Raw genomic sequence first — 24861 nt, 5'->3', positions numbered from 1 at the left:
CGCCAACAGTGGCGCTCCTTCAGCGTGAGATAGCCGTCGATTCCAGGCAGCGGGCTCACTTCTTCACATCCCAAAAGTACCCCACCAGGTAGTGTGGCAGCATGACTACCTGGAGTGCCCATGCCTTCGGCCGCGCGCTGACCGCGCTGCGCGCCTTTGCCGATTCCGAGCCCGAGCTGGCGGCCCAGGCGCGCGCCGACTTCCCGAAGTCGTGGGACGCCGAGGAGTTCCCGTGGCTGGACGCGGCCCTGACGACCTGGCTCCTCCACGGGCGTGAGGATGAGGAGGGCCGCACCGCCGCGGACCGTCGGCTCCTGAAGGAGAGCTCCCGCCTGCCTCGCGCGGAGCGCGCCCTGCTGCAGGCCCTGGCCGACTCCTGGTGCTCCGTCTTCGAAGTGGAGGAGGTGCGCTTCGGGACGGGGCTGCGCCTGAGGGACTTGCTCCTCGACGAGGTGCTGGAGGTGCGGGAGCAGAGCCTCACCGCGCAAGTCACCCGCCATGACGTCATGGTGACCTGGGTCATGCCCGCCGGGGAGCACCTGGAGCTGGTGGGGAACGCGGCCCTCGTGCCGCTCACCCTCTCCGCGCACCTCGTCGCGGATGCGCGCCTGGAGCTCTCGCGCCGAACTCCCGCAGGGGACGTGCAGGGCCACCGCCGACAGTCGCGGCGCCTCGCACCCTTCCTCTGCCAGCGCCTGATGGAGCTGCTCCTCGCCGAGCCGAAGCTGCCCGACCTCCCCATCTCCGAGCTGCTCGACCCGTTCCTCACGGGCCCGCGCCGCCGTGCCTTCCAGGATGCCGCGGGCCGACGGCCGCGCCGGCCCTCCGCGAAGGCGGAGGAGCCTCTCGAACCCGGCTCCGCCTATGTCTTCAAGCTCGGTCCCCTCGACATGGGTGCGGACGGACGTGCCTCCGTCTACGTCGCCGCCGCGGGCGACGGAGAGCTGCTCGCGCCCGTGGTGGAGCGCAAGGATGCGCAGGGGCTGGAGGCGCTCGCCCGCGCACTGGAGGGACGTACCCGCTACTGCGAGGCCCGGCTCGCGCGCACTGGCGCGGCGTTCGGCTACTCGGCGCGACCCATGCCCATGGGGGTCGCGAAGCTGCGCGCGGTGCTGGCCGTCCAGACGTACTGGGGCCCCAGGGGCATGGCCGTCCTACCGCTCGAGCTCGTCGACGCGCTCCTCCTGGCCCTGGCGGAGCTCATCCGCGAGGAGCCCTGGGAGCTGTGGACCAACGAGGAGGTCTTCACCGTCCACCTCGAGGGCAGCGTGAAGGGCACGTACGAGCTGTCCGTCCTGGGCGGCGGAGGCCAGGAGTTCGGCTTCGCGCTCTTCGACCGGGCGGGCTCCGTGGAGCGCATGGCCCGGTCCGGCCCTCTCGGAGGGGGCGTGGGCACGCTCGTCCCGGACTCGCTGGGAGTGACGCTGGAGGACGAGCCGTCCTGGGCGGTGAAGGCCGTCCAGCAGGTGACGGGCCTGCCGTTCGTCCCCGAGCTGACGCGCGTGCAGCGCAACACGCCGCACCTGGCCAATGCCGAGGAGGTGCTGGCGGCGACCGCGGTGGCCCTGGCCCTGGTGTCCGCGCGGCCAGAGGAGCGCGAGGCGAACGTGGAGCTTCGCGTAGGCGACCAGCACGTCCGCGTGCGGCTGGAGATTCCACTCCCGCTCTTCAGCGGCGAGTACGTGGGCAAGGCGTTGCCGGCGAAGTCCTCCGGCTTGCGCGTCGCGCCTTCCAAGCCCCCAAGTCGCAAGGTGCCCACGCGGAAGGTGTCGGAGACGCTGCTCGAGTTCGCCGCGCCCCTGCTTCAGGACATGGAATCCTCCCCCGACCCGCAGGACGAGCTCTTCGTGATTCTGTCGCTGGCGATGACCGCGTGGAACGCCGTCGTCCAGGACACCTGGGAACCGGAGAAGGGACAGGTGGAGCGGGCGCGCGCGGCCATACGGCGCCTGCCGAAGGACGACCGCGAGGTGATGCTGCCGGACTTCGAATTGCTGGTGGAGCGCAAGCGTCGCCACTTCGCGGACGACCCGCGACTGCTCGACGCGCTGGACGTGGTGGTGCACAGCAAGGGCGACTTGAGCGTGCGCCTCATGGGCATCGTGACGCCCGGGGCGTGGGGCGAGTTCCTCGGGGCGTAGCGCGCCTGGCGGTCAGGGCGTTACCGCGAGCGCGGCACGTCCGTACCAGCGTCCCTGGATGATGCCGTTCGAGTCGAAGGCCACACACCAGATGGGGTCCAGTACATCCACGGCACTGCCCGGATGGATGACCGTCCCTCCGTCCAGGAAGGAACTGCCGGCCTTCTGTTTCGCCTGTCGGTCCACCAACTGGGCCAATGCGATGCGGCCCCCCACTTGTTGGTTTGCCTGGACGCGCTTGCTCGCGGGCACAGCCGTCAGGAGCACCTGCGGTTCATGCTCCAGCAGGCGCGGCAGTCCTTCCAGCCGAGTGAGCCGTGGCAGGTCCGAGCTGTTATACGGCGTGACAAGCCAGGCTCGCGTAGGGTCTGCACGAGGCGTCATCCACCCCTCGTGCATGGCTTCAGGCGAGCCATGGTGCGGCACCTTCAGCCCATGATGACTTCCCAGGTGGGGATGCCGCGCGGACACGGCCTGCCAGCCCGTGGGCACCGGGGCTCCGCCCTTCTTGCTCAGGAAGGGGAGGTCTCCGGTCAGCACGAGGCGGAGCATCCCGAAGCACACCTCCAGCACGAGGCTGACGTGGTTGGCCTCTTCGCGCAGGCGACGGCCGAGCCCCGTTGAGCTCAGGAACTCCGTCAGCCCGGGCTCGTCCGGGGCACGCGCATGCACCTGGACGTTGCCTCGCGAAAGCAGGCGCTGCCCGTCTGTGAGCCCGAGCAACCTTCCAGGGTGCAGTTCCTCCCAACGCTCAATCGCACTCACGGCGGCGATGACCTTCCGAGCCAGGAGCCGCTTGCCGGTGTTCGCTTCAGAAGCACCGCGAATCAGCGCCTGTGCCACATGCACGAGCGTCCTTCCCACAGAGGCACCCGCCGTCACGGCGACCTGCTCGGGAGACAACACCTCCAGAAGCTCGGCCAGCCCTTCGACATGGTCCTCGTGGGGATGCGTGAGCACCATCGACTGCACGGGGTCATCCGACGGTGCACGCCAGCGCTGGAGAATGGCCTCCAGCGGGAAACGCCCCGCCGACGTTGCACACCCATCAATGAGCAACCAGCCCCGCTCAGGGAGGGCGACGGCAATGCCCTCACCCTGGCCAGGGCCAGCCACGAAGACGTGGAGCCATTCCCTCCGCAGGGACTTCAGTTCCTCCAACGCTGTCAGCGTCGTCACGCCCAGCGCCTCAAGTAACGAAGAGGCTGTCCTGCCATCAATTGCCGTGGACGGAGCGCCATGTCGTTCGGGAGAAGCACGATGCGCAGCACGCCGTCTTCGTACGTCCCCACTTCGATGAAGGTGTCGGCGCGAGGCAACCCCGCGGTACCGGTCGCCCGGTGCCACTGCTTGCGGGACAACTGCTTGACGACCACCTGACGCGACTCGGGCTGTGCGTCGGGAGTCGCCACCACGACGCTGACACCTTCCGTACTGGAGCGAACGACTCGCCCCGGAAACCATTCACGAAGCCTGGAGCCACTCGGGCTGACGGGCTCCAGGAAGAGCGGCTCCTTCCAGCGAAGCTCCACGGGCGTGCTCGCTGGATAGACGGGCTCACCCAGTTGGCGCACCTCCTCCGCATCCTCCAACGACTGACGAAGCTCCTGGAGCTTTCGGTGCTGCTCCACGACTTCCAGCGGAATGCCGTTGAACACGCGGCGGGCCCGCTCCACCTCACCTCTGTCCAACCAGGACTGCACCACCCACCGATGCACGTTCAGAGCGAGCGAGGGCCCGCGACGCACCAGCGTTCCATCGGGGTCGACCCGCTCCTGAAGTGCTCGCCACTCATCCTCGGCCGCACGGAATCGGGACTGCTCGATGAGGAAGGTCACCCACCGGCTGTTCCACCAGGGATTGCTCGGGTCCAGGCGGATGGCTTCCTGGAAGGCCTTCTCTGCCCGCTGCCGCTGCTGGCCAGCCCGGTCGAGGTTGAAGCCCAGATAGTGCCAGGAGTAGGCGTCCTCGGTATCGACCCGGTCGATGCACTGTTGATAGATGGCCGCCGCGCCCAGATGGTCGCGCTGTTCGATGCTCAGCGCACGGGCGCGGTCCCAGAAGAACTCACGCGCCGTGAGCCTCAGAGCAGACCACTCCTGTGCACCTCTCTCCCCTGCGTGCCCCAGGTGGTGCACCTTCTCCAGCCAGTGCAGCACCTGTTCTCCCTGCGCCTGCTCGACCCCGAGCACGCCATCCCTCTGGCGATGGAAGGAAGCCAGCTCGAAATGGGCTTCCGGCTCCGCCAGATGAGAGGAGTCCTCCGTCAGGCGAAGCAGCATCCTACGGACCCGCTCGTCTACCCGCACGACATCCGTGGCGGAGCCGATACAGCGGCTCAGCAATGGCATGTCGGCGTTCGAAAACATCGAAAGCCGTTGAGCCTCTTCGAGAGGGAGGGGGAACCGCGTCTGGAGGAAGCGGTGAAGCCCCCTGCGCAAGGCATCATTCTCTGGCCGGTGTAGAGCGCCTTCGAGGCGGAGCTCCAACGCGTCGAGGTCCGCCCGGGCGTGAACGCTCCGCGAAGAAGCAACCTGCTGGAGCAAGGAGTCGGGCTCATCTCCCAGATGGACGAGCGCCACCATCAGGCGAAGCTGGAGCGGAGTCACATCCAGGTCCGCATCCATCGCGCGCTGAAGCCGGTCCGCGGCTTCGGCGTACCCTCCCCAGGTATCAGGATTCCCGAGCAGCTCGCGCGAGGCCTTCTGCGATGGCAGCGCAAGGCGCGCCGCCGCGGGCAGTGACGCCAGGAAGGAAGGCATCACGGGAGGCGCCAGTGGCGCGGTCAGCAAGACGAGCTTCAGCTCCCGGGCAGCGACCCATCCCTCGAGCAGCTCCTGTCCCTGCCGCTGATGGATGAGTCCGGCCGGGTCCTTCACCCGGCGACTGAAGGCCCATGAGCCCGGAAGGTAGACGGCCAGTGTCCACCCTTCCCTTGCCAGGAGCTCCGCCACGCGTTGAGCCCTGAGCCGAAGAGGAGTGGGCCCGGCAGCCGCGTCTCGCAGCGCGTCCTGCCCGAGCACCGACGCGGATTGGAGAAGTCCGTGCACCGCACTGTCAGGGTCATCCATGGGTGGCAACTGGATGAGATGAACCCGCTCCTGTTGCTCCCGAACCTGCTGCGCGAGCCCCCAGCGTCCGGCTCCAGGCGCGCCTGTCACCCAGAAGCGGCCGTGCTTCTTCAGCGCCTCGAGCACACGCGCGGCGTTGGCCGCCATCACCAGTGGATCACCCTGTTCGAGCATGACGGACCGATTCCTTAACACGGTTCCGCGCCGCCCCGTTCCCCTTCAGTCCCTCCCGCCCAGCGTCCGGTCCAGGTTGTACGCGGAGCTGATGAGGGACAGGTGCGTGAGGGCCTGCGGGAAGTTGCCGAGCGCCTCGCCTGACATGCCCGTCTGCTCCGCGTACAGGCCCACGTGGTTGGCGTAGCCCAGCATCCGCTCGAAGGTGAGCCGTGCCTCCTCCAACAAATCCGGCCTCGCGACACTCGCGCGCGTCATCGCCTCCACCAGCCAGAAGCTGCACAGGTTGAAGGTGCCCTCGCGGCCCGCAATCCCATCCAGCGTCGCGTCCACGTCGTAGCGGAACACCAACCCGTCCGATACCAGGCCGCCTTGAGAAGGCGGGCGGCGGATGCGGTCCAGCGTGGACAACATCCTCGGGTCCACCGGCGACAGGAAGAACACCAGCGGCATCAGCAGATTCGCCGCGTCCAGCGCCTCGCGGTCATACGCCTGGATGAAGGCCCCGCGCTGCTGACTCCAGCCCTGCGTCATGATTTCCTCGAAGATGGCGTCGCGCACCGCCAGCCACCGGGGCCGGTCCGCCGGCAGGCTGCGCTTGTCCGCGAGCCGAATCGCCCGGTCCACCGCCACCCAGCACATCAGCTTCGAGTACACGAAGTGCCGCCGCCCGCCGCGCACCTCCCAGATGCCCTCGTCCGGCTGGTTCCAGTGGTTGCACACCCAGTCCACCATCCGCCGCAGGTGCCGCCAGAAGTCATACGAAATGGGCGCCGCGTACTTGTTGGACAGGTACACCGAGTCCATCAGCTCGCCGTAGATGTCGAGCTGCAACTGGTCCGCCGCCGCATTCCCAATCCGCACCGGCCTCGCCCCACCGTAGCCGCTCAGGTGCGTGAGCTCCTCCTCGTCCGGCACGCGGCCGCCGTCCAGCTTGAACATCAGCGGCAGCGGCCCGTCTCCGTACTCCGCGCAGCGCGCCTCCACCCAACGCATGAAGGCCGCCGCCTCCTGCTTGAAGCCGATGCGCATGAACGCGTAGACGGTGAACGCCGCGTCCCGCAGCCAGCAGTAGCGGTAGTCCCAGTTGCGCGTGCCCCCGGGGAACTCGGGCAGGCTGCACGTGGGCGCCGCCACAATCGCCCCCGTCGGCTCGTACGTCAGCAGCTTCAGCACCAGCGCCGAGCGCTGCACCGTCTCGCGCCAGCGGCCCCGGTAGTTGCACCCCGACAGCCAGTGGCGCCAGTAGTCCACCGTGTCGCGGAAGAGCACCTCCGCGGACTCGTGGCTGTGCACCAATTCCTGGCATGACAGCCGCGCCCCCTCGCGCAGCGTGAAGACGGCGGACTGATTCTCGTGCAGCGTGAAGTGCGCGCTGACGCCCCGGCCCTCCTTGCGCAGCGGCACCGACGAGGACAGCGTCATCTCCAGCGTCTTCGACGAGAAGCACGCCCCGCCGTGGATGAGGCGCGTCTCGTGAGTGTCGCGCGCGTAGTTGAAGGCCGGGAAGCACTCCAGCGCGAAGCGCATCTCCCCGCGCACCACGCGCACGCGGCGCAGCACCTCGCGCTCGTACTTCCGCCCGTGTCGCGACATGGGCATGAAGTCCACCAGCTCGCCCACGCCGTCCGGCGTGTAGAAGCGCGTCACCAGCACGTTGGTGTCCGGCCAGTAGAACTGTTTCTTCATCACCCCGTCGGGCTCGGGGGCGATGCGCCAGTGGCCACCCCTCTCCGCGTCCAGCAGCGCGGCGAAGACGCTGGGGCTGTCGAAGAGGGGGAAGCACAGCCAGTCGAGCGTGCCCTCGTTCCCAATCAAGGCCACCGTGCGCAGGTCGCCGATGATGCCGTGGTCCTCGATGGGAACCGAGCCGCCCGTCACGGTGCCCTGCTGCTGCGTCCCCGGTGCCATGCGACGTCTCCTCGCCTCGTGTACGGTGCCCGGTGCTCACCCGAAAGTGATGACGTGCTTGATGCCGCCGCCACCCTTTTTGCCCAGCACCACGTCGTAGAAGTCCTCGGGCGGATGGCGCGCGGTGATGAGCCGCTCCAGCCCGCCCGGCCAGCGAGCACGGAAGCGACCCAAATCCTCCAACGCCGCCGCGAAGTCCGAGTCCGCCGCATTCACGGTGCCCAGCACCACCTGGTTGCGCAGCACCAGCTGCTTCATCAGCTCCGCCCCGTCCAGCGTCAGCTCCTGCCCGTGCGAGGGCACCCCGGTGAAGACAAGGACGCCGTTGGGCGCCAGCGCCTTCAGCGAGTCGAAGGCCGCCTTCGCCGCGCCCGTCGCCTCGTAGACCAGGTCCGCCGCGCCGGCCCGGCGCACCAGCTCCTCCGGGGACACCTCCTTGGAGGAGAGGTAGGGAGCGCCCACCGCCTCGGCGGCCGCCGCCTTCTCGTTGGGCTTGGGGCTGCGCGAGTACACCGTGGTGGCGTAACCCCTTCGCAGGAGCGCCATGACGCCGAGCTGCCCCACCGGCCCCGCCCCCAGCACCACCGCGCGCCCCACCTCCGGCCTCCACGGCAGCCGCTCCTGAATCCGCTTCACCTCGCGCAGGGCCTTCTCCGCAATCGTCAGCGGCTCGGTGAGCACCGCCACGTCGCGCAGCTCCGTGGGGGCGCGGTGCAGGTACGCCACGTCCTCCACGAAGAATTCGGCGCAGAAGCCGTGCGCGTCCTTGATGCCGCGCTCCGTGTAGTCGCCCGTGAGGCAGAAGTCCGGGTGCCCGTGCCGGCACGCGGGGCAGGTGGCGTGCGGGCAGGGGCGGCGCACGCGCGGCACCACGAGGTCTCCCTTCTGGAGGCCCCGCACGGCGTTGCCCACCTCCGCCACCTCGCCCAGGCACTCGTGGCCGACGATGAGGTAGTCGGAGCCGGGCGGCGGCGTGCCGTAGCTGAAATGGAGGATGTCCTTGTCGGTGCCGCACACGCCCACCTCGCGCGTGCGCACCTTCACCTGGGTGGGGGACTGGAGCCGCGGCTCGGGGGCGTCGATGACGCGCACCTCGCGTTGCTTCGGGAAGACGGCGACGGCCTTCATGCGAGGAGAGCTCCTTGGCGTCGAGGGCGCATGCCCCCCACGGCCGGTGAGTCCTGCCGGAAGCGCGGCGGGCGCGCACACAAAGGTGGGGCGGACGGTCCACCGGTGCACGGTGCCCGCCCGGCTGCTGCCCAGTAGTCGAAGCTCGGGGCTGCGCACGAAACCGCTGCCCCCCGGGGCCGCCCGGGTCTATGAGAGGGGCCGTGAGCGAGCCCTCCTCCCCCGCCCTCCCGTCCGACGCCGAGCCGCGCCGCAGCCGCTCCACCGCCATCGCCGCGGTGGCCGCCCTGCTACTGGCGCTGCCCTTCCTCGTGCTCGGCCTGTTCATGCTCGACGTGAAGGCCCGCGTCGAGCTGCGCTGCGAGCCCGGCGGCCCGTGCGTCCTCATCCAGGCCGGCTACCTCACCCGCGAGGAGACGGCGCGCTTCGCCCCGGCCGACGTCCAGGCCGTCCGCGTGGAGCGCACCCGCAGCGCCCGCCGCGACAGCGTCCCCATCTTCCGCCCGGAAGTGGAGACGCCCCAGGGCCGCTTCCCCCTCTTCCACCAGTGGGCCACGGAAGAAGCCGAGGCCACGCGCGTGGTGGACCAGGTGAAGCGCTACCTCGCCGCGCCCCAGGAGGGCCGTCTGGAGTTGGAGCACGACGACCGGCGCGACTCACTGCGCGTCGGGGCTTCCTTCACGGGCGTGGGGCTGCTGCTGCTCGTCTTCAGCGGCTGGCTCGCCCTGAGGACACGCGCGCACCGGCTCGCGGAGCGCGCTGCCTTTTGACCTCCACCGTTCCTGTCTGGCTGGAACGGCTCGCCGCACGCTGACGTCCGCGCGTGCACCGGCTCCCGGGACGCTTCCTCGCCCGCTTGTCTTCACGCCCCGCACGACCCCAGGCCACGCGCTCCCACGCGGAGTCGCTCCGGGCGTGCCCGAGGTCCGTACAGCCCGGACTTGAACGACGCAGCCGCGCTTCACGTCCAGCCTGGAAGCCGGAATAGACAGACACGCTTTACCAATCTCAGACAATTCGCAGCTCTGAATGGCTTTACCCGCACTGGGGAAGGGCTGTCGCAGGCCGCTCGACAATGACTGTTATTGGAATTATACAGACAGGGTCCTCCTCAATGCAGAACACGCCTCCCCTCGGAGCGAACAGCGGTGTCCTTCCGGACGCCGCTGAAGGACCCCCTCATGTCTCATGTTCGTCGTCTCTTCCTGTCTGCCGTTCTCTTCGCCGCGGGTGCTGCCTCTGGCATGCCACTGGAGGACGGTAAATTCTTCATCAACGGCTACGGCCGCGTCGCCACCGGCAAGAGCTGGGACAACGTCTACCTGGGCAACAACGAGGACGTGGGGCTGCACGACATGGGCGCGACGCTCATGTTCCGCGCGCTGCCGGTGGAGCACCTCACCCTCAACACGCAGTTCTCCTTCGAGAAGAACAACATCGGCGAGAGCTTCGAGCCGAGCGTGGACTACGCCTTCGCCGAGTGGGCCTTCTCCGACAAGCTGCGCCTGCGCGCCGGCCGCAACCAGCTCCCGCTGGGCCTGTACTCCGAAATCTACGACGTGGGCACGTTGCGCCCCTTCAACCAGCTCCCCCAGGGCAGCTACGGCGTCTCCAACATCGGCGTGGAGAACCATGACGGCGTGGGCGTCAACGGCCGCTTCGGCCTCGGGGAGGACTGGTCGCTGGAGTACGACGCCTACGGCGGCTTCCTGGACCTGAAGGACCCGCTGTCCTCCGCCTGCGCGACGTCCCTGGAGTGTGAGCGCTCGGTGCAGGCGCTGGGCGGGCGCGTGGCGCTCTGGACGCCGCTGGAGGGCCTGCGCATCACCACCTCCGGCTACGTGGCCAGGGACCCCAGGAAGACGGTGGAGCTGGACGAGCACCTCACCCGCGGCGTGATTGGCCTCGGGGCCGAGTACCTCGGCGAGTCGCTGTGGGTGCGCGCGGAAGCCTTCAACCTCTTCTCCAAGCTCACCGACGCGCGCACCGCCTACCTGGAGCTGGCGTACTTCCTCACCCAGCACTGGCAGGTGGCCGGCCGCGCCGAGGCCTACCGAAGCTGGCTGGCCATCCCCCTGCCCGAGTCCCTCATCACCATCCTCCGGCACCGCGAGCTCGCGGCGGGCGTGAACTACTGGGTCACCCCGCAGTTCGTCTTCAAGCTCTCCTTCCACAACGTCATCGGCAACCGGTTCGCCCTGCCCGAGGCCAATGCCGACGGCACTCCCGCCACGAGCGCGAACCCGCACACGCGCGCCATCTCCCTCGGCACGCAGTTCAGCTTCTAGGAACAGCCATGAAACGCTTCGTCTTCTTTCTCTCCTGCCTCACGCTGGTGCTGTGGGCGAAGCCGTCCATCAGCGCCCAGCCCGTCGGCTTCCAGGTAGTGGTACACCCCTCCAACCCGCTGACGGAGGTGAAGCGCTCGCAGCTCGCCCAGCTCTTCTTCAAGAAGAGCACGACGTGGGAAGGGGGCAAGCCGGCCCAGCCGGTGGACCTCGGCGGCGACTCGCCGGTGCGCGAGGCCTTCTGCGACGAGGTGCTGAAGCGCTCGCTCCCGGCGGTGCGCGCGTACTGGCAACAGCGCATCTTCTCCGGCCGCGACGTGCCGCCGCCGGAGAAGGCCACCGACGCGGACGTCCTCGCCTTCGTGCGCGCCAACCCCGGGGCCGTGGGCTACGTGGCGGCCGGCACTTCCCTCCAGGGCGTGAAGGTCCTGATGGTGGTGGACTGAGTGAGCGCGCGCGCCATGCGTTTCAAGCACAAGGTCCTGCTGCTGCCCGTCCTGGCCGCGCTCTTCCTCGTGGCCATCATCTTCATGTCCGAGCTGCTCGGACGCAGCACGCACGAGCACCTGCAGCGCATCGAGAACGGCTACGTCCCCGCGGTGATGCTCAGCCGGGACCTGGACGTCCTCCTGGACGAGATGCAGCGCGACCTGCAGGACGCGGTGGCCGCCGAGGACCCGGACGCGCTCACCGAAGCGGACGCCATCGCCGAGCGCTTCCTCCAGCGCGTGAAGGATGGCCGCGCCAACTCCGCCATCGACGCGCTGCGCCTGGACGCGCTCGAGGCGCAGTTCCGCGACTACGTCCAGCTTGCCCGCGCGACGAGCGAGGCGATGATTCAGAAGGACGCGCAGGCCTCCTCGAAGCTCCCGGAGATGGCCACGCGCTACTCGCGGGTGCGGGACGCGCTCCACCGCTCCATCGAGGATGACCAGAAGAAGATGAGCGACTCCTTCGCGCAGACGAGGGAGGAGCACACCCGCTCCCAGCGGCGGCTGGTGGTGCTGGGGCTCGTCATGGTGGGCGTGCTGGTGACGCTCTCCATCTGGCTCGTGTCGCAGGTGGCCCAGCCGCTGGTGAAGCTCACCCAGGTGGCCTCGCGCATCGCCACCGAGGGAGATTTGACGCAGGAAATCTCCATCCGCTCGCAGGACGAAATCGGCCTGTTGGCCCAGAGCATCAACCACCTGGTGCTGCGCCTGCGCACCATCCCCCTCACGCTCCAGGAGTCCCTCAAGGAGCTGGCGGGCAGCGTGGAGGGGCTGACGCAAATCAGCCGCGAGCAGTCCCAGCAGCTCTCGCGGCAGGCCGCGAGCCTGGAGGAGGCGAGCCTCGCCATGCGCGACATCGAGGCCACCTCGCGCGAGGCGTCCCGTCAGGCCGGCACGGTGCAGGACAAGGCGGCGAAGGCCGAGGCCACCAGCGCGGCGAGCCAGGAGCGCCTGCGCCAGAGCGGCGAGGCCCTGGAGCACCTGCGCGTCCAGGTGGGCGAGCTGATGCCCACCATCGGCCGGCTCACGGACAGCTCGCTCAAGGCCTCCGCGATTCTGGAGACGGTGAAGGATTTGTCGGACCAGTCCAACGTGCTGGCCATCAACGCGGCGATTGAAGCGGCGCGCTCGGGCGAGCAGGGCCGCGGCTTCGCGGTGGTGGCGCGGGAGATGCGCTCGCTGTCCCAGCAATCCAGCCGCAGCACGCAGAGCATCGGCACGCTGCTGACGGAGATGGGCTCCACGGTGCGCGCCGTCACCGCGTCCGTGGAGGAGGGGCAGAAGAAGATGGCGGAGGGCCTCGCCGAGGCGCTCTCCTCGGGCAAGAGCCTCCAGGAGCTCACCGAGGCGGTGCGCGACAGCAGCCGCGCCGCGCAGGACATCGTCAGCTCCGTCACCCAGCAGAACGCCGGCATCATCCAGATGACGGCGGTGGTGACGGACTTCTCGAAGCTGATGAAGGAGAGCGTGCAGGCCAACGCGGACGTGGAGACCGCGATTGAGCGGCTCAACGTGGCCTTCCGCGGCATCCAGGGCGTGGTGGGCGGCTTCCGCGTCTAGAAAACATGCCCTCCTGTCCAGGACGGGCGGGCGGGCGGCGAAAGCGGCTCCGCCATCCGTCACCAGATTGCGAGAGGGAGGGCATTGGACCCGGGCACAGATGACCCGCGCTGGGAGAAGGACGAAGGTTTCTCCAGGAAACGGATGCGAGCGGGCGGCCAGGCGAGCCGCTGTCGTCGCGTCCGCTCATGCCCCCTTCCCACCTGCACCCACGTGCCTAGGTTGTCGCTGATGCTACGTGCGCTCCTCGGCCGATGGCGAAGCTCCCTGCGCCTGCTCCGGCCGGCACATGTGGAGGCGGAGCGCGCGAAGATTTCCGTCGCGCAGCTCGGCCACCAGTACGCCAACAAGGTCGTGGCGCTCCAGAACGTGGACCTCAACGTCCGCTCGGGCGAGTTCGTGTGTCTGCTGGGGCCATCCGGCTGCGGCAAGTCCACGCTCCTCTACGCGCTGGCGGGCCAGGTGACGCCCACCGGCGGCACGGTGCGCATCGACGGGAAGCAGATTCGCGGGCCCGGGCCGGAGCGCCTGCTGATGTTCCAGGACGCGGCCCTCTTCCCGTGGCTCACCGTGCGCGGAAACATCACCTTTGCTTTGGGCGCCAAGGGCGTGCCCCGCGCCGAGCGCCGCGAGCGGGCCGACATGTACATCCGCCGCGTGCAGCTCACCGGCTTCGAGGAGACGCTGCCCCACCAGCTCTCCGGCGGCATGAAGATGCGCGCCTCGCTGGCCCGCGCGCTGGCCATGGACCCGGCCGTGCTGCTGATGGACGAGCCTTTCGGCTCGCTGGACGCGCAGACGCGCATCCACATGCAGGAGCTTCTTCAATCCATCTGGATGCGCACCGGCAAGACGGTGGTGTTCGTGACACACGACGTGCACGAGGCGCTGATGCTCGGCACCCGCGTGGTGCTGATGGCGCCCCGGCCGGGCCGCGTGGTGAAGGACTTGGAGGTCCACCTGCCCATGCCGCGCCAGGCGGAGGACGCCGGACTGAATGAAATGGTGCGGCACCTGCGGAGCCTCCTGCGCGACGTGGAGGAGCCCGAGCGCGCCGCCGCATCCAGCACCCGGCGAGAGCCCGAGCGCACCGCCGCGCGACCCTCCCTTCCCGCCCCCGGAGTGCCTCGTCCCGCGAGGTGAGCGGGGAGGTGAGCCATGAAGCGCCACGTCCAGAAGCCGGAGTGCCCCGCGCCGCGAGGTGAGCCATGAAGCGCTACGTCCAGAAGCTGGGCATGGTCCTGCTGCTGCTCGGTACGTGGGAGCTGCTGACGCGGCTGGGCATCTGGTCGCCCCACCTCTTCCCCGGGCCCATGACGGTGGCGGAGAGCCTGTGGGCCATGGTGAAGGACGGCCGCATGGCGCAGGCCACGCTGCGCTCCATGGGACGGCTGGGCCGCGCGTACCTCATGTCGGTGGGCATCGGCGTCCCCCTGGGGCTGCTGATGGCGCGCCTGTCCTTCTTCCGCAACGCGGTGAAGCCCGTCGTCAGCGGCCTGCAGGCGCTGCCCTCCATCTGCTGGCTGCCACTGGCGCTGTTGTGGTTCGGGCTGACGGACGCGGCCATCCTCTTCGTCGTCGTCATGGGCAGCGTGCTGGCCATCGCCATCGCCACGGAGGACTCCGTCAATGGCGTGGACCCGCAGCTCGTCCGCGTGGCCAGCACCCTGGGCGTGAAGGGGATGCGCTTCCAGCTCGGCGTCATGCTGCCCGCGGCCCTGCCCGGCATCGTCACCGGCCTCAAGCTGGGGTGGAGCTTCGCGTGGCGCGCGCTGCTGGCCGGCGAGCTGCTCTTCGTCTCCGGCGGCCTGGGCCAGTTGCTCACCGTGGGGCGCGAGCTCATGGACGTGGCCCAGGTGATGGCCGTCATGCTGGCCATCATCTTCATCGGGATGACGGTGGACCGTGTCTTCTTCCAGACGGTGGAAGGCCGGCTGCGCCGCCGGTGGGGGCTGGTGAGCACGGTGTGACGCACTGGACGTGAGGCGCCCGACGCTTCGTCCCGTGGGCCGTTGAAATCCCGAGGGGTCGTACCTTTCTTTCGAGCCATATGCGCTCGACCCGCTCTCTGCTCTTCCTCGCGCTGGCCGGCCTGGCGGTGCTCGGCGCCGGCTGCAAGCGCGACCAGCCCGCCAGCGGGCCCAATGCTCCGCTGCGGCTGGGCTTCTTCCCCAACATCACCCACGCACAGGCCCTGGTAGGCAACGCCGAGGACACCTTCAGCTCGCAGCCCGGCGTGGGACGGCTGGAGGTGAAACAGTTCAACGCCGGGCCCGCGGCCATGGAGGCGCTGGTGGCCGGCTCGCTGGACGTGTCCTACGTGGGCAGCGGTCCGGCCATCAACACGTTCCTCAAGGCGGGACGTGAATTGCGCATCATCTCCGGCGCGGTGAACGGCGGCGCGGTGCTGGTGGTGAAGAGCGCGAAGTCCGCCGAGGAGCTGAAGGGGAAGAAGCTGGCCACGCCGCAGCTCGGCAACACGCAGGACATCTCGCTGCGCTACTGGCTGAAGCAGAAGGGGCTGGCCACCGACGTCCATGGCACCGGCGACGTGCAGATTGTGCCGTTGAGCAACCCGGACATCCTCGGCCAGTTCCTGAATGGCGGCATCGAGGGCGCGTGGGTGCCCGAGCCCTGGGGCGCGCGCATGGTGGCCGAGGGCGGCGGCCACATCCTCGTGGACGAGCGGGACTTGTGGCCCGAGCGGCGCTTCCCGACGACGGTGATTGTGACGACGCGCAAGGTGCTGGAGACGCAGCGTCCGCGCATCGCCGCGCTGCTGCGCGCGCACGTGCAGCTCACCGAGCGGTGGAAGAACGACCCGGAGGGCTTCAGCACGGCGGTCAACGCGGCGTTCGGCCGGCTGACGCACAAGCCCATGCCGGGGCCCATCGTGAAGGAGGCCTTCTCGCGGCTGGAGCCGAGCCTGGACCCGGTGCCCTCCGCGCTCGCCGCGGCCGCGCAGCATGCGAAGGACCTGGGCTTCACCACCGACGCGGACATCAAGGGCCTGGTGGACCTGAGCGTCCTCGACGAGGTGCGCGGCGGCGGCACGGCGGCGACGAAGTGACACCGGCCCCGGGCCCGGGGGAGGATGCGCGCCCATGAAGATGGAGCGCGTGGAGGAGACGCTGGAGCGCATCGGCCAGGAGGCCGCGCGTGCGCCCGGCGGGGTGCTGGCGTTCGACGGCGACGGCACGCTGTGGAGCGGGGACGTGGGGGACGACCTCTTCCTCGCCCTGCTGGAGCACGGAGACATCCGCCCGCCCGCGCACGCGGCGCTCCAGGAGCTGGGCACCGCGCACGGACTCTCTCCGGACCTGGAGGCGCGCGAGCTGGCGCACCAGCTCTTCACCGCGTTCGAGGCGGGGCGCGTCCCGGAGAAGGAAATCTACGAGATGGTGGCGTGGCTCTTCGCCGGCTGGCGCGTGGATTCCGTGCGGGCCTTCGCTCGCGACGTGGTGGCCCGCCGGGAGGTGAAGCGGCGCCTGCACCCGGAAACCCGCCGCGTGGTGGAGTGGGCGCTGGCCCGGGGCATCGCCTGCTACGTGGTCAGCGCGTCGCCGCTCGCGGTGGTGGAGGCCGCGGTGGTTGAGGTGGGCATCGACCCCGCCAACGTGGTGGCCTGCACGCCACGCGTGGAGGCCGGCACGGTGCTGGCCTCCATCGTCGAGCCCATCCCCTACGCGGCCGGCAAGGTGCGCGGCCTGCGCGAGCGCACGTCCCAGACGCTGTACGCGGCGTTCGGCGACAACGTGTTCGACTTCGAGATGCTGTCCGCCGCGCGCGTCCCGGTGGCCATCCGCCCCAAGCCCCGCCTGCGCGCGCGGGCGGCGGAGCTGCCCTCGCTGGTCCAGCTCCACCCGGAGGACTGACGCGGCGCTCAGCCCTCGGGTACCTCACCCGCGAGCGACAGCGCCACGTTCTCCGTCTTGTTCTCGACCTGATAGGTGGCCACCACCTTCTGGCCCTTCTCCGGCGCCTTGCGGACTTCGAGCGCGCTCAGGTCCAGCGGTACCACCGCGCCCAGCTCGCTCTCCACATAGAGCACCTGGCCGTTGAGCTTCACCACCTCTCCGGAGAGCTGGTGCATCCGCTCGGGCTCCGGCGTCACGCGACGTACCGGCATGCCCGCGCCCGCGCTTATCTGGTTGATGCCCTGGCGTGTGACGGGAGGGAAGAGCCCCGCGCGGCCACCACTGACCTCCAGGTCATCGCGAATCTCGCGCTTGCGCTCCTCCGTGGGTTGCTCCGGGGCTTCGGCCTGGGTGGCCAGGGGCAACAGCAACGCTGTCAACGAGGGCGCCGCCAGCGCGAACGCGCGCCACCTCTTGGGAATCATCGACGTCATGGTCCTGCTCCGGGCTCGGGGTCCATCGACCCGTTCCCCTGAAAGTAGGGGCTGAAGTCGCGTGCGGGCCCGAGAGTCCCACGCGCGGACGTACCGAGGGCCGTGCCTCGTTCCGCGCACCGGGCCTCTGCTCGTGCCGCGTAACGCCGTTGGGACGATGTATCGCACCACCGGGCCCGTGTGTTTCACACGGGCGCTCGCGCCCCCGTTGAAGTCCGACGCGGGCCGGAGGAGGACAGTCGGCGGAGGCATGGCCACTCGGAGCGCCGTGCACCGCTCGATTGCACGCCCGAGGTACGGGCCCAGCATGCGAGTGTTCAACCCATGAAGGCTTCATCCCCATGGTGGGACGGAAAGGGCTAGGGTGGGCCATCCGGCACGGCTCCACCGCGAGCGCCCGGAAACCATCCACCGCCTCCTGCTGGGGGCGGACATACGCAGGGGCCGCACGTGAACGGTCGCACCGAGGAACACCGCATCGCCCTCTTCATCGACTTCGAGAACCTCGTCACCAACACCGGTATCAGCTCAGCGAGCTTCGATTTGCAGCCGTCGCTGGACCGGCTGCTGGAGAAGGGGAAGGTCGTCTTCCGCCGCGCGTACTGCGACTGGTCGCGCTTCGGGGAGGCGAAGATTCGCCTGCACGAGTTCGGCGTGGAGCTCATCGACGTGCCGCCCTCCACGCGAGCGGGGAAGAACGGCGCGGACATGCGCCTGGTCATCGACGCGCTGGAGCTGTGCTACGCGCGTGAGAGCATCGACACGTTCGTCATCGGCTCGGGGGACAGCGACTTCTGCCCGCTGGCGTACAAGCTGCGTGAGAACGGCCGCACGGTGATTGGGCTGGCGGTGAAGGAGTCCACGTCGCCGCTGTTCGTGAAGGCCTGTGACGAGTTCATCTACCTGCGCCCGCGCCAGTCGCGCTCGGAGAAGGGAGACAAGGACAAGGGCGGCCGGCAGAGCGTGGTGGCGGAGGAGGCGGGGCACGGCAAGCGCGGCGGGCGCCATGGCCGCGACGCGGGACGCGGTGGCAAGGCGGAAGCAGCGACGCAGGCACCCGCGGCGAAGGGCGGAGCGAAGACGGAGGTGCCGGAGATTGCGCGCGAGGTGGTGCAGAGCCTGCTGGCGCGCGCGACGGGGCCGGTGAATCCGTCGGCCATCAAGGAGGCCATCGTCCGCAAGGAGCCGGACTTCGACGAGCGCGAGCACGGCTTCTCCAACTTCGCCCGGCTGCTGGCGGCGCTGGAGCAGGAGGGACTGCTGCGCCGGATTCAGCAGGGCCGCCAGTGGTACGTGGTGGCGCCGGACTTCGACGTCCAGACGGGCCACGGCGGGCACGCGGAGGGCAAGGGCAAGAAGCGCCAGGCCCACGTCGAAGAGGACGAGGACCTCGAGTCCTACCCGGACCCGGAGGAGGACGAGGGGGTCTAGCGGCCCCGCGTCCCTCAGACAGTCACAGGGATGCCGAGCTGGATGGCCACGGGCGTATAGATGTCCGTGGCCACGCCCGGCGTGCGGATGGAGACGACGAGCGCGTAGCGGGTCCGGTTCTCCCAGCGCCTGTAGCGAGGACGCTCCTTCCACCAGCCGATGGTCGGGTAGATGGCGATGTGGCCCTTCTCGGCAAGGTCGGCCGCTGTTCCCTTCCATCGGTCCGAATGAAGGGAGCCGGCACTCCGCAGGTTCGCTCCGAACATCCAGTCCGCGGAGTCGCTCTCGCTCGTGGCCTTCTCGCCCTCTTCGCGTATGGCCTTGTTGATGCGCGTCTTGAACTGCGCCGGTGTCTCCGTCGCCGTCTTCAGCTCGAAGCGAAGCCCGTGCGAGGCATAGCGATGTCGCTGTGACTGGGCGTACCCACGGTCTCCAGGCAATGGCTCGATGAAGTAGGAGAGCGTGACACGGAGTTCGACCTCGGTCTCTCGGAGGTCCCTGAGCACCTCCGTGGGCCATGGCAGCGCATGCACGTGCATGTCCCGCGTCACCAGCTCGCTCTTCCTCTTGGGGTGCACACCGTAGGGCTGGAGCTCACCTTGGACGATGAGGGTCAGCGCATCCGCCGCACTGTAGAGCGCGGCCCGCTCATCCGGTACCCCGTGGCCGAACATCCGGAGCAACTGCTCGTACTGCCTCTTCTTGGGCTTCGGCGCCTTCTTCCCCTTCTTCTTCGAAGACAGCGGCGCCTTCATCGCCTCCGTCCACTCCGCGGAATGGACGAGAAGGGCGCGCACCGTCTCCGGCCATAGCGTGGGGTACTGGGCCTGGATGCGCGCGGCGAGCCCTGCCGCGAGCGCGGTGGCCGCGCTGGTCTCCCGTGAGTCCGTGAGGTGCCGGACAAGCGGCTGATGGTGTGTCGTGAGCAGGCAGAGACTGGAGGCGAAGTCGCAGCTCATTCCCTCGGGGTCGATGGCTGCATTCCCACCCGGCATCACGATTTCCGGCTTCAATGGCCAGGGCGTGTCCGTCCAGAGGACGGACGTCGTGCTGGAGGGGCAGAGCCCTCCGCGCGGTGCCATCGGTTTCCAGCCCGCGTAATCCTTCTCCGTCAACACATCACGGTCCGCGAACGCGCCCACGGTGAGTGCGTTCCAGGCCTGTGCCGGGTCCCGCACGGACTCGACCTCGTTGCGCGCCGGGTAGCCCGTGAGGTGCTCCGGCTCGATGTTGCCCGCCGAGATGCACACCAGCCTGCGCCCCCCGTCCTCACCACCAAAGGCCATCTGGTCCACCGCACTGGACCAGGAGGAGGGCGAACCCTTCCCATCTCCATCCTCACCCGTGACGGCCATGCAGAAGGTTCGTGCCCGATGGGGCGCCTGCACTTCCACACGAGCCGCGGCCTCCCGCGTGACGGCGCCATAGAGCTCAGGGGCGTTCGCGTTTCCCGGGCCCGGGAGGAGCTTCACACTCTCCAGGCCATGCCGCAGAGAAACATGCTCATTGGACGCGAGAAGGGGACCCAGGTCCCCGTACAAGGCAAGACCTGCCATCTGGGTGCCATGACCGTGATGGTCATCACTTCTCCACAGCGGATGGACCGTCAGCATTGATGACGCTGGCAGGGCGATGCCGAGGAGCGGGTGTCCGCGATTCACACCCGTGTCGAGGATGCAGACAGCCGGAGCATCCGGTGGTGGAGGCAACACGCGATTGAGAAGGTCCTGGGTCCACGCGACCTGCTCACGAGGGCTCAGCTCGAGGAACTCCGCCGTCCGCAGCCGGGTCCGCCGCAGTTCCGCGATGAGCTCGTCCCGTTCGAGCAGGTGGCTGAGCTGGATGACCGTTGCATGCAGGTTCAGGACGATGCGGTCCGTGAACGTCAGCGGGAACTGGCTGACTGACAGCCCTGCCTTCCGAGCCTCGGCCCGGAACACCGCTTCCGCGTCCTTCGTGCGCCGCAGCCAGACCTCCCACCAGAACGGGCCGTCTTCTTCAGGAAAGGGAGCGCCCGGGTCCGTCCACAGCGAACGCACCGAGGCACGCCGTACATTGGAGATGCTCTCCACCAGCGGCTTGTTGGCGGGCTGCTGCTTCTTGCCACGCGTCTTGGTGAGATAGTCCTCGAATATCTTGAGGAAGTATCCGAGCTGGTTGCGAGGCACGAGCACCGTCGCCAGCGTCACCGTCCCCGTCGGCAGAACGACGTGTCTGACATTGAGGAGCTCGATGCCCTTGCTCTCGACCTCGAGGCTCTCGAGCTTGAGGTCGAAGTCCGGCTCGCTCTCGAACTCGAACCTCAACGTGAGGAGGTCGTCCTCATCATCGGAAGGCAGCGCGGCTTCGAACTGGGCCTTGAGATGAGCCCCGTGTGCCGCGCGATCTCTTCCTTTTGTCCTGATGCCACCGCCGCCAGCCTTGGGTGACGTGAAGCGCAACGACTCCGGCCTCACCTCCACGAAGAGGTGGGGCCAATCAACCCGCTTTGCCAAGCAATCCCCCCCCTGTGCTGCGACTTCTACGAGCGTCGTGCAGCCCGGCGCTCGTCGAATGCTCTCAGGAGGCTCTGGGTCGTCACCGACGACCGGTCATCAAGGATGGCCTCCTTGATGGAATCATCGCACGCACGCGACAGCTCGGCATAGCCCAGCCCCTTGGCCGACCTGCCCAGCGACTTCCAATCGAGCTCCTCGGGCGCGAACGTTCCCAGCTTTGCGAGGATTGTCCTCTCAATCAGCTCGCCAGCGGGAAGGTCGTATTCGAGGACATCATCGAAGCGGCGGAAGAGCGCGTGGTCGAGCAGCTCGGGGTGGTTCGTCGCCGCGATGATGAGGCTGTCCGATTGGTCCTGCTCCAGGAATTGAAGAAAGGAATTCAGGACTCGCCGAATTTCCCCTACGTCGTTCGGCGCATTGCGCTGTCCGCCAATCGCGTCGAACTCGTCGAAGAGGTAGACGCCCCGCGTCGAGCGGATGGCATCGAAGACCAACCGGAGCTTGGCCGCGGTCTCCCCCATCATCTTGGTGATGAGTCCATCCAGGACGATGGTGAAGAGGGGAATCTGCATCTCCCCCGCGAGCGCCGCCGCCGTCATCGTCTTGCCCGAGCCCGGAGGTCCCACCAGGAGGACGCGGTGCCGGGGACGGAGCCCATGCTCCCGCAGCTTGTGGCTCTGCTTGTGCTCTCGAAGGATGCGGTCGAGGCGGTCACGCACACCGGGCTGCAGGACCATCTCACTCAAGCGCGTGTCGGGATAGCTGACGGAGAGCAGACCCGACAGCTCGCCGCGAGGTTGCGCGAGCGGTGTCGGAGGCTCGACGCGGCGAGGAGCCACCTTTCCACCACGCGCCTTCGCCTCATCGACGAGCGCGCGGAGCTCCTGTGCCAGCCGAGCATGCCCTTGCCGGGCCGCATGCGCGGCAACCTGCATGGCAATGGAGAAGAACTGGGCCTCGTCGCCATCGGCGTAGCTCTTCACGAGCGCTTTCAATTGCTCTGCCGTGGCCACGTGCCTCTCCTCGAAGAATCGGGGGTGGACTCTACCGCAACCGTATGACGTCCCCTGTCCTCTGGCCACGAATTGGAGGGCGGAACGGCCCGGCCGGCTACTCCGAGCGCAGCACCTCGGCTGGGTCCACGCGCGCGGCTCGGCGCGCGGGCCCGTAGGCGGCCAGCATGGCCAGGGTGATGAGCAACACACAGACCGCCGCCAGCACCACGGGGTCCGTCGCGCTCACCTCGAAGAGCAGCGCGCTCATCACGTGCCCCAGCGCGAGCGCTCCCGCCAGTCCGAGCGCGATTCCCAGCGTGGTGAACCGCAGCGACTGGAGCACCACCATGCCGGCCACCTGCGCCGCCCTCGCGCCCAGCGCCATGCGGATGCCCATCTCCCCGCGCCGCTGGCCGACGATGAAGGCGATGACGCCGTAGAGCCCCACCGCGCTCAACAGCAACGCCATGCCCCCGGCGATGCCGAGCAGGAACAGCGTGAACGACGCACGTGCCACCGACGGAGACTTCGCCACCACGCGCTCCATCGTCTGCACGTTGGCCAGCGGCACCGTGCCGTCCATCTCCGCCAGGATGCGCCGCACCTGCGGCGTGAGCGACTCCGGGTGTGAGGTCGCCGTGCGCACCACCACGATGGGCGAGCGGCGCGGCCCCCACAGCGGCAGGCCCTCCGCCGGCGCGAGCGGAAAGAACACCGCCTCCGACGGAGGCTTGTCCAGCCCATGGGCCCGCAGCTCCCCCGTCACTCCGATGACGCGGTAGTACGGCGGCCCACGGCCGTTGCCCCGGAGTCCCTTCCCCAGCGCGTCCTGGCCCGGCCAGAGCCGCTCGGCGAGCGACTTCGTCACCAGCACGCCGTCCGCCTTCGCGTCGAGGTCGCTCCAGGTGAGCTCACGCCCCTGGAGCAGCGGAATGCCCAGGGCCTTGAAGTACCCCGGTCCCACCCCTGGCACCGCGAGGCAGGGCTGCTTGTCCGGCTCCGTGGGCGCGCCCTCGAAGTCCAGGGCCGCGCACCCGCCGAAGCGACGCAGCGGCAGGTGCGTGGACACGCTGGCGCTCGTCACGCCCGGCAGTGCCTCCAGGCGCGCGAGGAACTCGCGGTGGAAGCGGTTCACCTCGTCGTAGTTCGTGTAGCGCGTCTGGGGGAGCACGATGTCGAACGTGAGCACGTTGCCCGGGTCCAACCCCGGGTCCACGTGGTGCAGCGTCCAGTAGCTCCGCAGCATCAGCCCCGCGGCGGCGAGCAGCACCACCGCCAGCCCCACCTGCCCCACCACCATGCCCCCACGCACGAGGTTGCGCCGGCGCGAGGCCGTCAGCCCCCGGCCCGACTCCCGCAACGTGGCCAGGTCCTTCCCGCCCTGTGCCAGCGGGAAGAGGCCGAAGACGACTCCGGCGACGACGGACAGCACCCCCGCGAACACGACGCCATGCCAGCCGAGGCCCACCTCCCGCAGGCGCGGCAGGCCGGACGGCTCCAGCGTCACCAGCAGGCGCAGGGCGACGTGCGCCAGGAACAGGCCCAGCCCTCCCGCCAGCAGGCACAGGAGCAGGCTCTCCGTGAGCGCATGCCAGGCCAGGTCTCCGCGCGCGGCGCCCAGCGCGGAGCGCACCGCCAGCTCGCGGCGCCGAGCCTCCGCGCGCACGAGGAAGAGGTTGGCCACGTTGGCGCACGCGATGAGCAGCACCAGCGCCACCGAGCCGAGCAGAATCCACAACACCCGGTCCACGTCGCCCACCACGTGCCGCGCGAGCGGCGTCACCTGCGTGGTGAAGCCCGTCTCGCGCATGAAGCCCTCGCTGTACGCGCGGGGGAACAGCTCCGGGAAGCGCGTGGTCAGCCCGGTGAGCTCGGCCCGGGCCTGCTCCAGGGCCACTCCGTCCCTCAGCCGGCCGATGGCCCGCACCCAGTGCGAGTTCTCCGGAGGGTGCGCCGGGTCCAGCCGCAGCGGCGTCCACACGTCCACGGTGTCATCCGGAAGCTGGAGTCCCGGAGCCATGACGCCGATGACTTCCGTGGGCTCGTCGTCCAGCCGCACCGACGTGCCGAGCACGCGCGGGTCCGCGCCGTACTGCCGCACCCAGAAGTCGTAGCCCAGCACGGCGACACGGCGCGTGCCGGGCGCATCGATGTCCGGAGTGATGAGGCCGCCGAGCGCCGGCCGTGCGCGCAGCACGTCCATCATGCTCGCCGTCACCCAGGCGACGTCCACCCGCAGCGCGCCCTCGTCGGTGGCGAGGCTGCCGTTGTACATGTCGAACGCACCCAGCGACGCGAGGCCGTGGGCCTCCCGCGCGAAGTGCAGGTAGCCCGCCTGCGACAGCCCCCACCGCTCGTCCGGCCCCAACCGGGGCACGGGGCTGTCCAGCCAGACGAGCCGCTCCGGCGCGTCATATGCCAGAGGACGCAGCACCACCGCGTCCACCACCGAGTACAGCGCCGTCGTCGCGCCGAGCCCGAGCGCCAGCGTGAGCACCGCCATCACCGCGAAGGACGGGCTGCGCGCCAGCGAGCGCAGCGCCTGCCGCGTCTCGCGCCGCACCATGTCCCAGACTTCCGTGCGGCGCTGCTCGCGCGCCATGCCCTCGTCAATCTGGTGCGTCTGCTTCCGGTACGCGTCCATGTTGCCGAAGCGCCGCTGCGCCTCCGCTCGCGCTTCCTCCGGCGTCATGCCCCGCGCGACGTACTCCTCGGTGCGCATGGCGAGGTGGAACTCCAATTCCTCCGCCACTTCGTCTTCCAGGTGCCCGCGGCGAAGCAGGGAGCGCAGGGCCTGGTAACGGTCGGTCATCCAGCTCATG

At 69.1% G+C, this 24861-nt stretch carries 18 protein-coding genes; 10 read left to right on the top strand and 8 right to left on the bottom strand.

The window, feature by feature from the left end; translation table 11 throughout:
• Positions 1–101: 101 nt before the first annotated feature.
• Positions 102–2141, top strand: coding sequence for a hypothetical protein (locus ACVTJA_RS00475; RefSeq protein ID WP_465832807.1), 2040 nt, complete (start codon positions 102–104; stop codon positions 2139–2141).
• A gap of 12 nt (positions 2142–2153) precedes the next feature.
• Here the strand turns inward: ACVTJA_RS00475 and ACVTJA_RS00470 are convergent, their stop codons facing one another.
• The 4 genes from ACVTJA_RS00470 to ACVTJA_RS00455 are packed head-to-tail and all read right to left on the bottom strand — an operon-like array spanning position 2154 to position 8425.
• Positions 2154–3320 (bottom strand): MBL fold metallo-hydrolase, encoded by a 1167-nt coding sequence (locus ACVTJA_RS00470; protein ID WP_465832805.1) that lies wholly within the window; start codon positions 3318–3320, stop codon positions 2154–2156.
• A complete protein-coding gene (locus ACVTJA_RS00465) occupies positions 3317–5386 on the bottom strand; it encodes a hypothetical protein (protein ID WP_465832804.1) in 2070 nt (689 codons plus the stop codon). Before ACVTJA_RS00465 ends, ACVTJA_RS00470 begins: the two co-directional genes overlap by 4 nt.
• A gap of 45 nt (positions 5387–5431) precedes the next feature.
• Positions 5432–7297, bottom strand: coding sequence for a glycoside hydrolase family 15 protein (locus tag ACVTJA_RS00460; RefSeq protein ID WP_465832802.1), 1866 nt, complete (start codon positions 7295–7297; stop codon positions 5432–5434).
• Between the two features lie 36 nt (positions 7298–7333).
• Positions 7334–8425 carry a glucose 1-dehydrogenase gene (locus tag ACVTJA_RS00455; RefSeq protein ID WP_465832800.1) on the bottom strand — a complete coding sequence of 364 codons (1092 nt, stop codon included), beginning with the start codon at positions 8423–8425 and terminating at the stop codon, positions 7334–7336.
• Between the two features lie 203 nt (positions 8426–8628).
• Here ACVTJA_RS00455 and ACVTJA_RS00450 point away from each other — a divergent pair, with 203 nt between their 5' ends.
• The 8 genes from ACVTJA_RS00450 (at position 8629) to ACVTJA_RS00415 (ending at position 16639) form a co-directional block, all read left to right on the top strand.
• Positions 8629–9195, top strand: coding sequence for a hypothetical protein (locus ACVTJA_RS00450; protein WP_465832799.1), 567 nt, complete (start codon positions 8629–8631; stop codon positions 9193–9195).
• A 411-nt stretch (positions 9196–9606) separates the two neighbouring features.
• Complete coding sequence (locus ACVTJA_RS00445; protein WP_465832798.1) at positions 9607–10713, top strand: porin family protein; 1107 nt, start codon at positions 9607–9609, stop codon at positions 10711–10713.
• Between the two features lie 8 nt (positions 10714–10721).
• Complete coding sequence (locus ACVTJA_RS00440; RefSeq protein ID WP_465832797.1) at positions 10722–11159, top strand: type 2 periplasmic-binding domain-containing protein; 438 nt, start codon at positions 10722–10724, stop codon at positions 11157–11159.
• Between the two features lie 15 nt (positions 11160–11174).
• Complete coding sequence (locus ACVTJA_RS00435) at positions 11175–12764, top strand: methyl-accepting chemotaxis protein (RefSeq protein ID WP_465832795.1); 1590 nt, start codon at positions 11175–11177, stop codon at positions 12762–12764.
• A gap of 231 nt (positions 12765–12995) precedes the next feature.
• Entirely contained in the window at positions 12996–13907 is a 912-nt protein-coding gene (locus ACVTJA_RS00430; protein ID WP_465832793.1) for an ABC transporter ATP-binding protein, read from the top strand.
• A 65-nt stretch (positions 13908–13972) separates the two neighbouring features.
• The gene (locus ACVTJA_RS00425) at positions 13973–14734 is read left to right on the top strand and encodes an ABC transporter permease (protein WP_465832792.1); all 762 of its coding nucleotides are present in this window, start codon (positions 13973–13975) and stop codon (positions 14732–14734) included.
• Positions 14735–14814: 80 nt separating this feature from the next.
• Complete coding sequence (locus tag ACVTJA_RS00420) at positions 14815–15834, top strand: ABC transporter substrate-binding protein (protein ID WP_465832791.1); 1020 nt, start codon at positions 14815–14817, stop codon at positions 15832–15834.
• Between the two features lie 34 nt (positions 15835–15868).
• Positions 15869–16639, top strand: coding sequence for an HAD family hydrolase (locus ACVTJA_RS00415; RefSeq protein WP_465832789.1), 771 nt, complete (start codon positions 15869–15871; stop codon positions 16637–16639).
• Positions 16640–16647: 8 nt separating this feature from the next.
• Here the strand turns inward: ACVTJA_RS00415 and ACVTJA_RS00410 are convergent, their stop codons facing one another.
• Positions 16648–17115 (bottom strand): hypothetical protein, encoded by a 468-nt coding sequence (locus ACVTJA_RS00410; RefSeq protein WP_465832787.1) that lies wholly within the window; start codon positions 17113–17115, stop codon positions 16648–16650.
• 450 nt (positions 17116–17565) lie between these two features.
• On the opposite strand from ACVTJA_RS00410, the gene ACVTJA_RS00405 reads away from it, so the two are divergent.
• Positions 17566–18546 carry an NYN domain-containing protein gene (locus ACVTJA_RS00405; RefSeq protein ID WP_465832785.1) on the top strand — a complete coding sequence of 327 codons (981 nt, stop codon included), beginning with the start codon at positions 17566–17568 and terminating at the stop codon, positions 18544–18546.
• Positions 18547–18560: 14 nt separating this feature from the next.
• Here ACVTJA_RS00405 and ACVTJA_RS00400 read toward each other — a convergent pair whose 3' ends face one another.
• From ACVTJA_RS00400 to ACVTJA_RS00390, 3 genes are all read right to left on the bottom strand, one after another.
• Positions 18561–20852: a S8 family peptidase gene (locus ACVTJA_RS00400; protein ID WP_465832784.1), complete on the bottom strand. Its 2292-nt coding sequence runs from the start codon at positions 20850–20852 to the stop codon at positions 18561–18563.
• Between the two features lie 215 nt (positions 20853–21067).
• Entirely contained in the window at positions 21068–22057 is a 990-nt protein-coding gene (locus ACVTJA_RS00395) for an AAA family ATPase (RefSeq protein ID WP_465832782.1), read from the bottom strand.
• Between the two features lie 97 nt (positions 22058–22154).
• The gene (locus ACVTJA_RS00390; RefSeq protein ID WP_465832781.1) at positions 22155–24860 is read right to left on the bottom strand and encodes an ADOP family duplicated permease; all 2706 of its coding nucleotides are present in this window, start codon (positions 24858–24860) and stop codon (positions 22155–22157) included.
• Position 24861: the final 1 nt, after the last annotated feature.

It is taken from the genome of Pyxidicoccus sp. M6, from assembly GCF_055568925.1.
The sequence above is the reverse complement of the archived record's forward strand: the minus strand, read 5'-3'. Positions and strand labels throughout refer to the sequence as shown.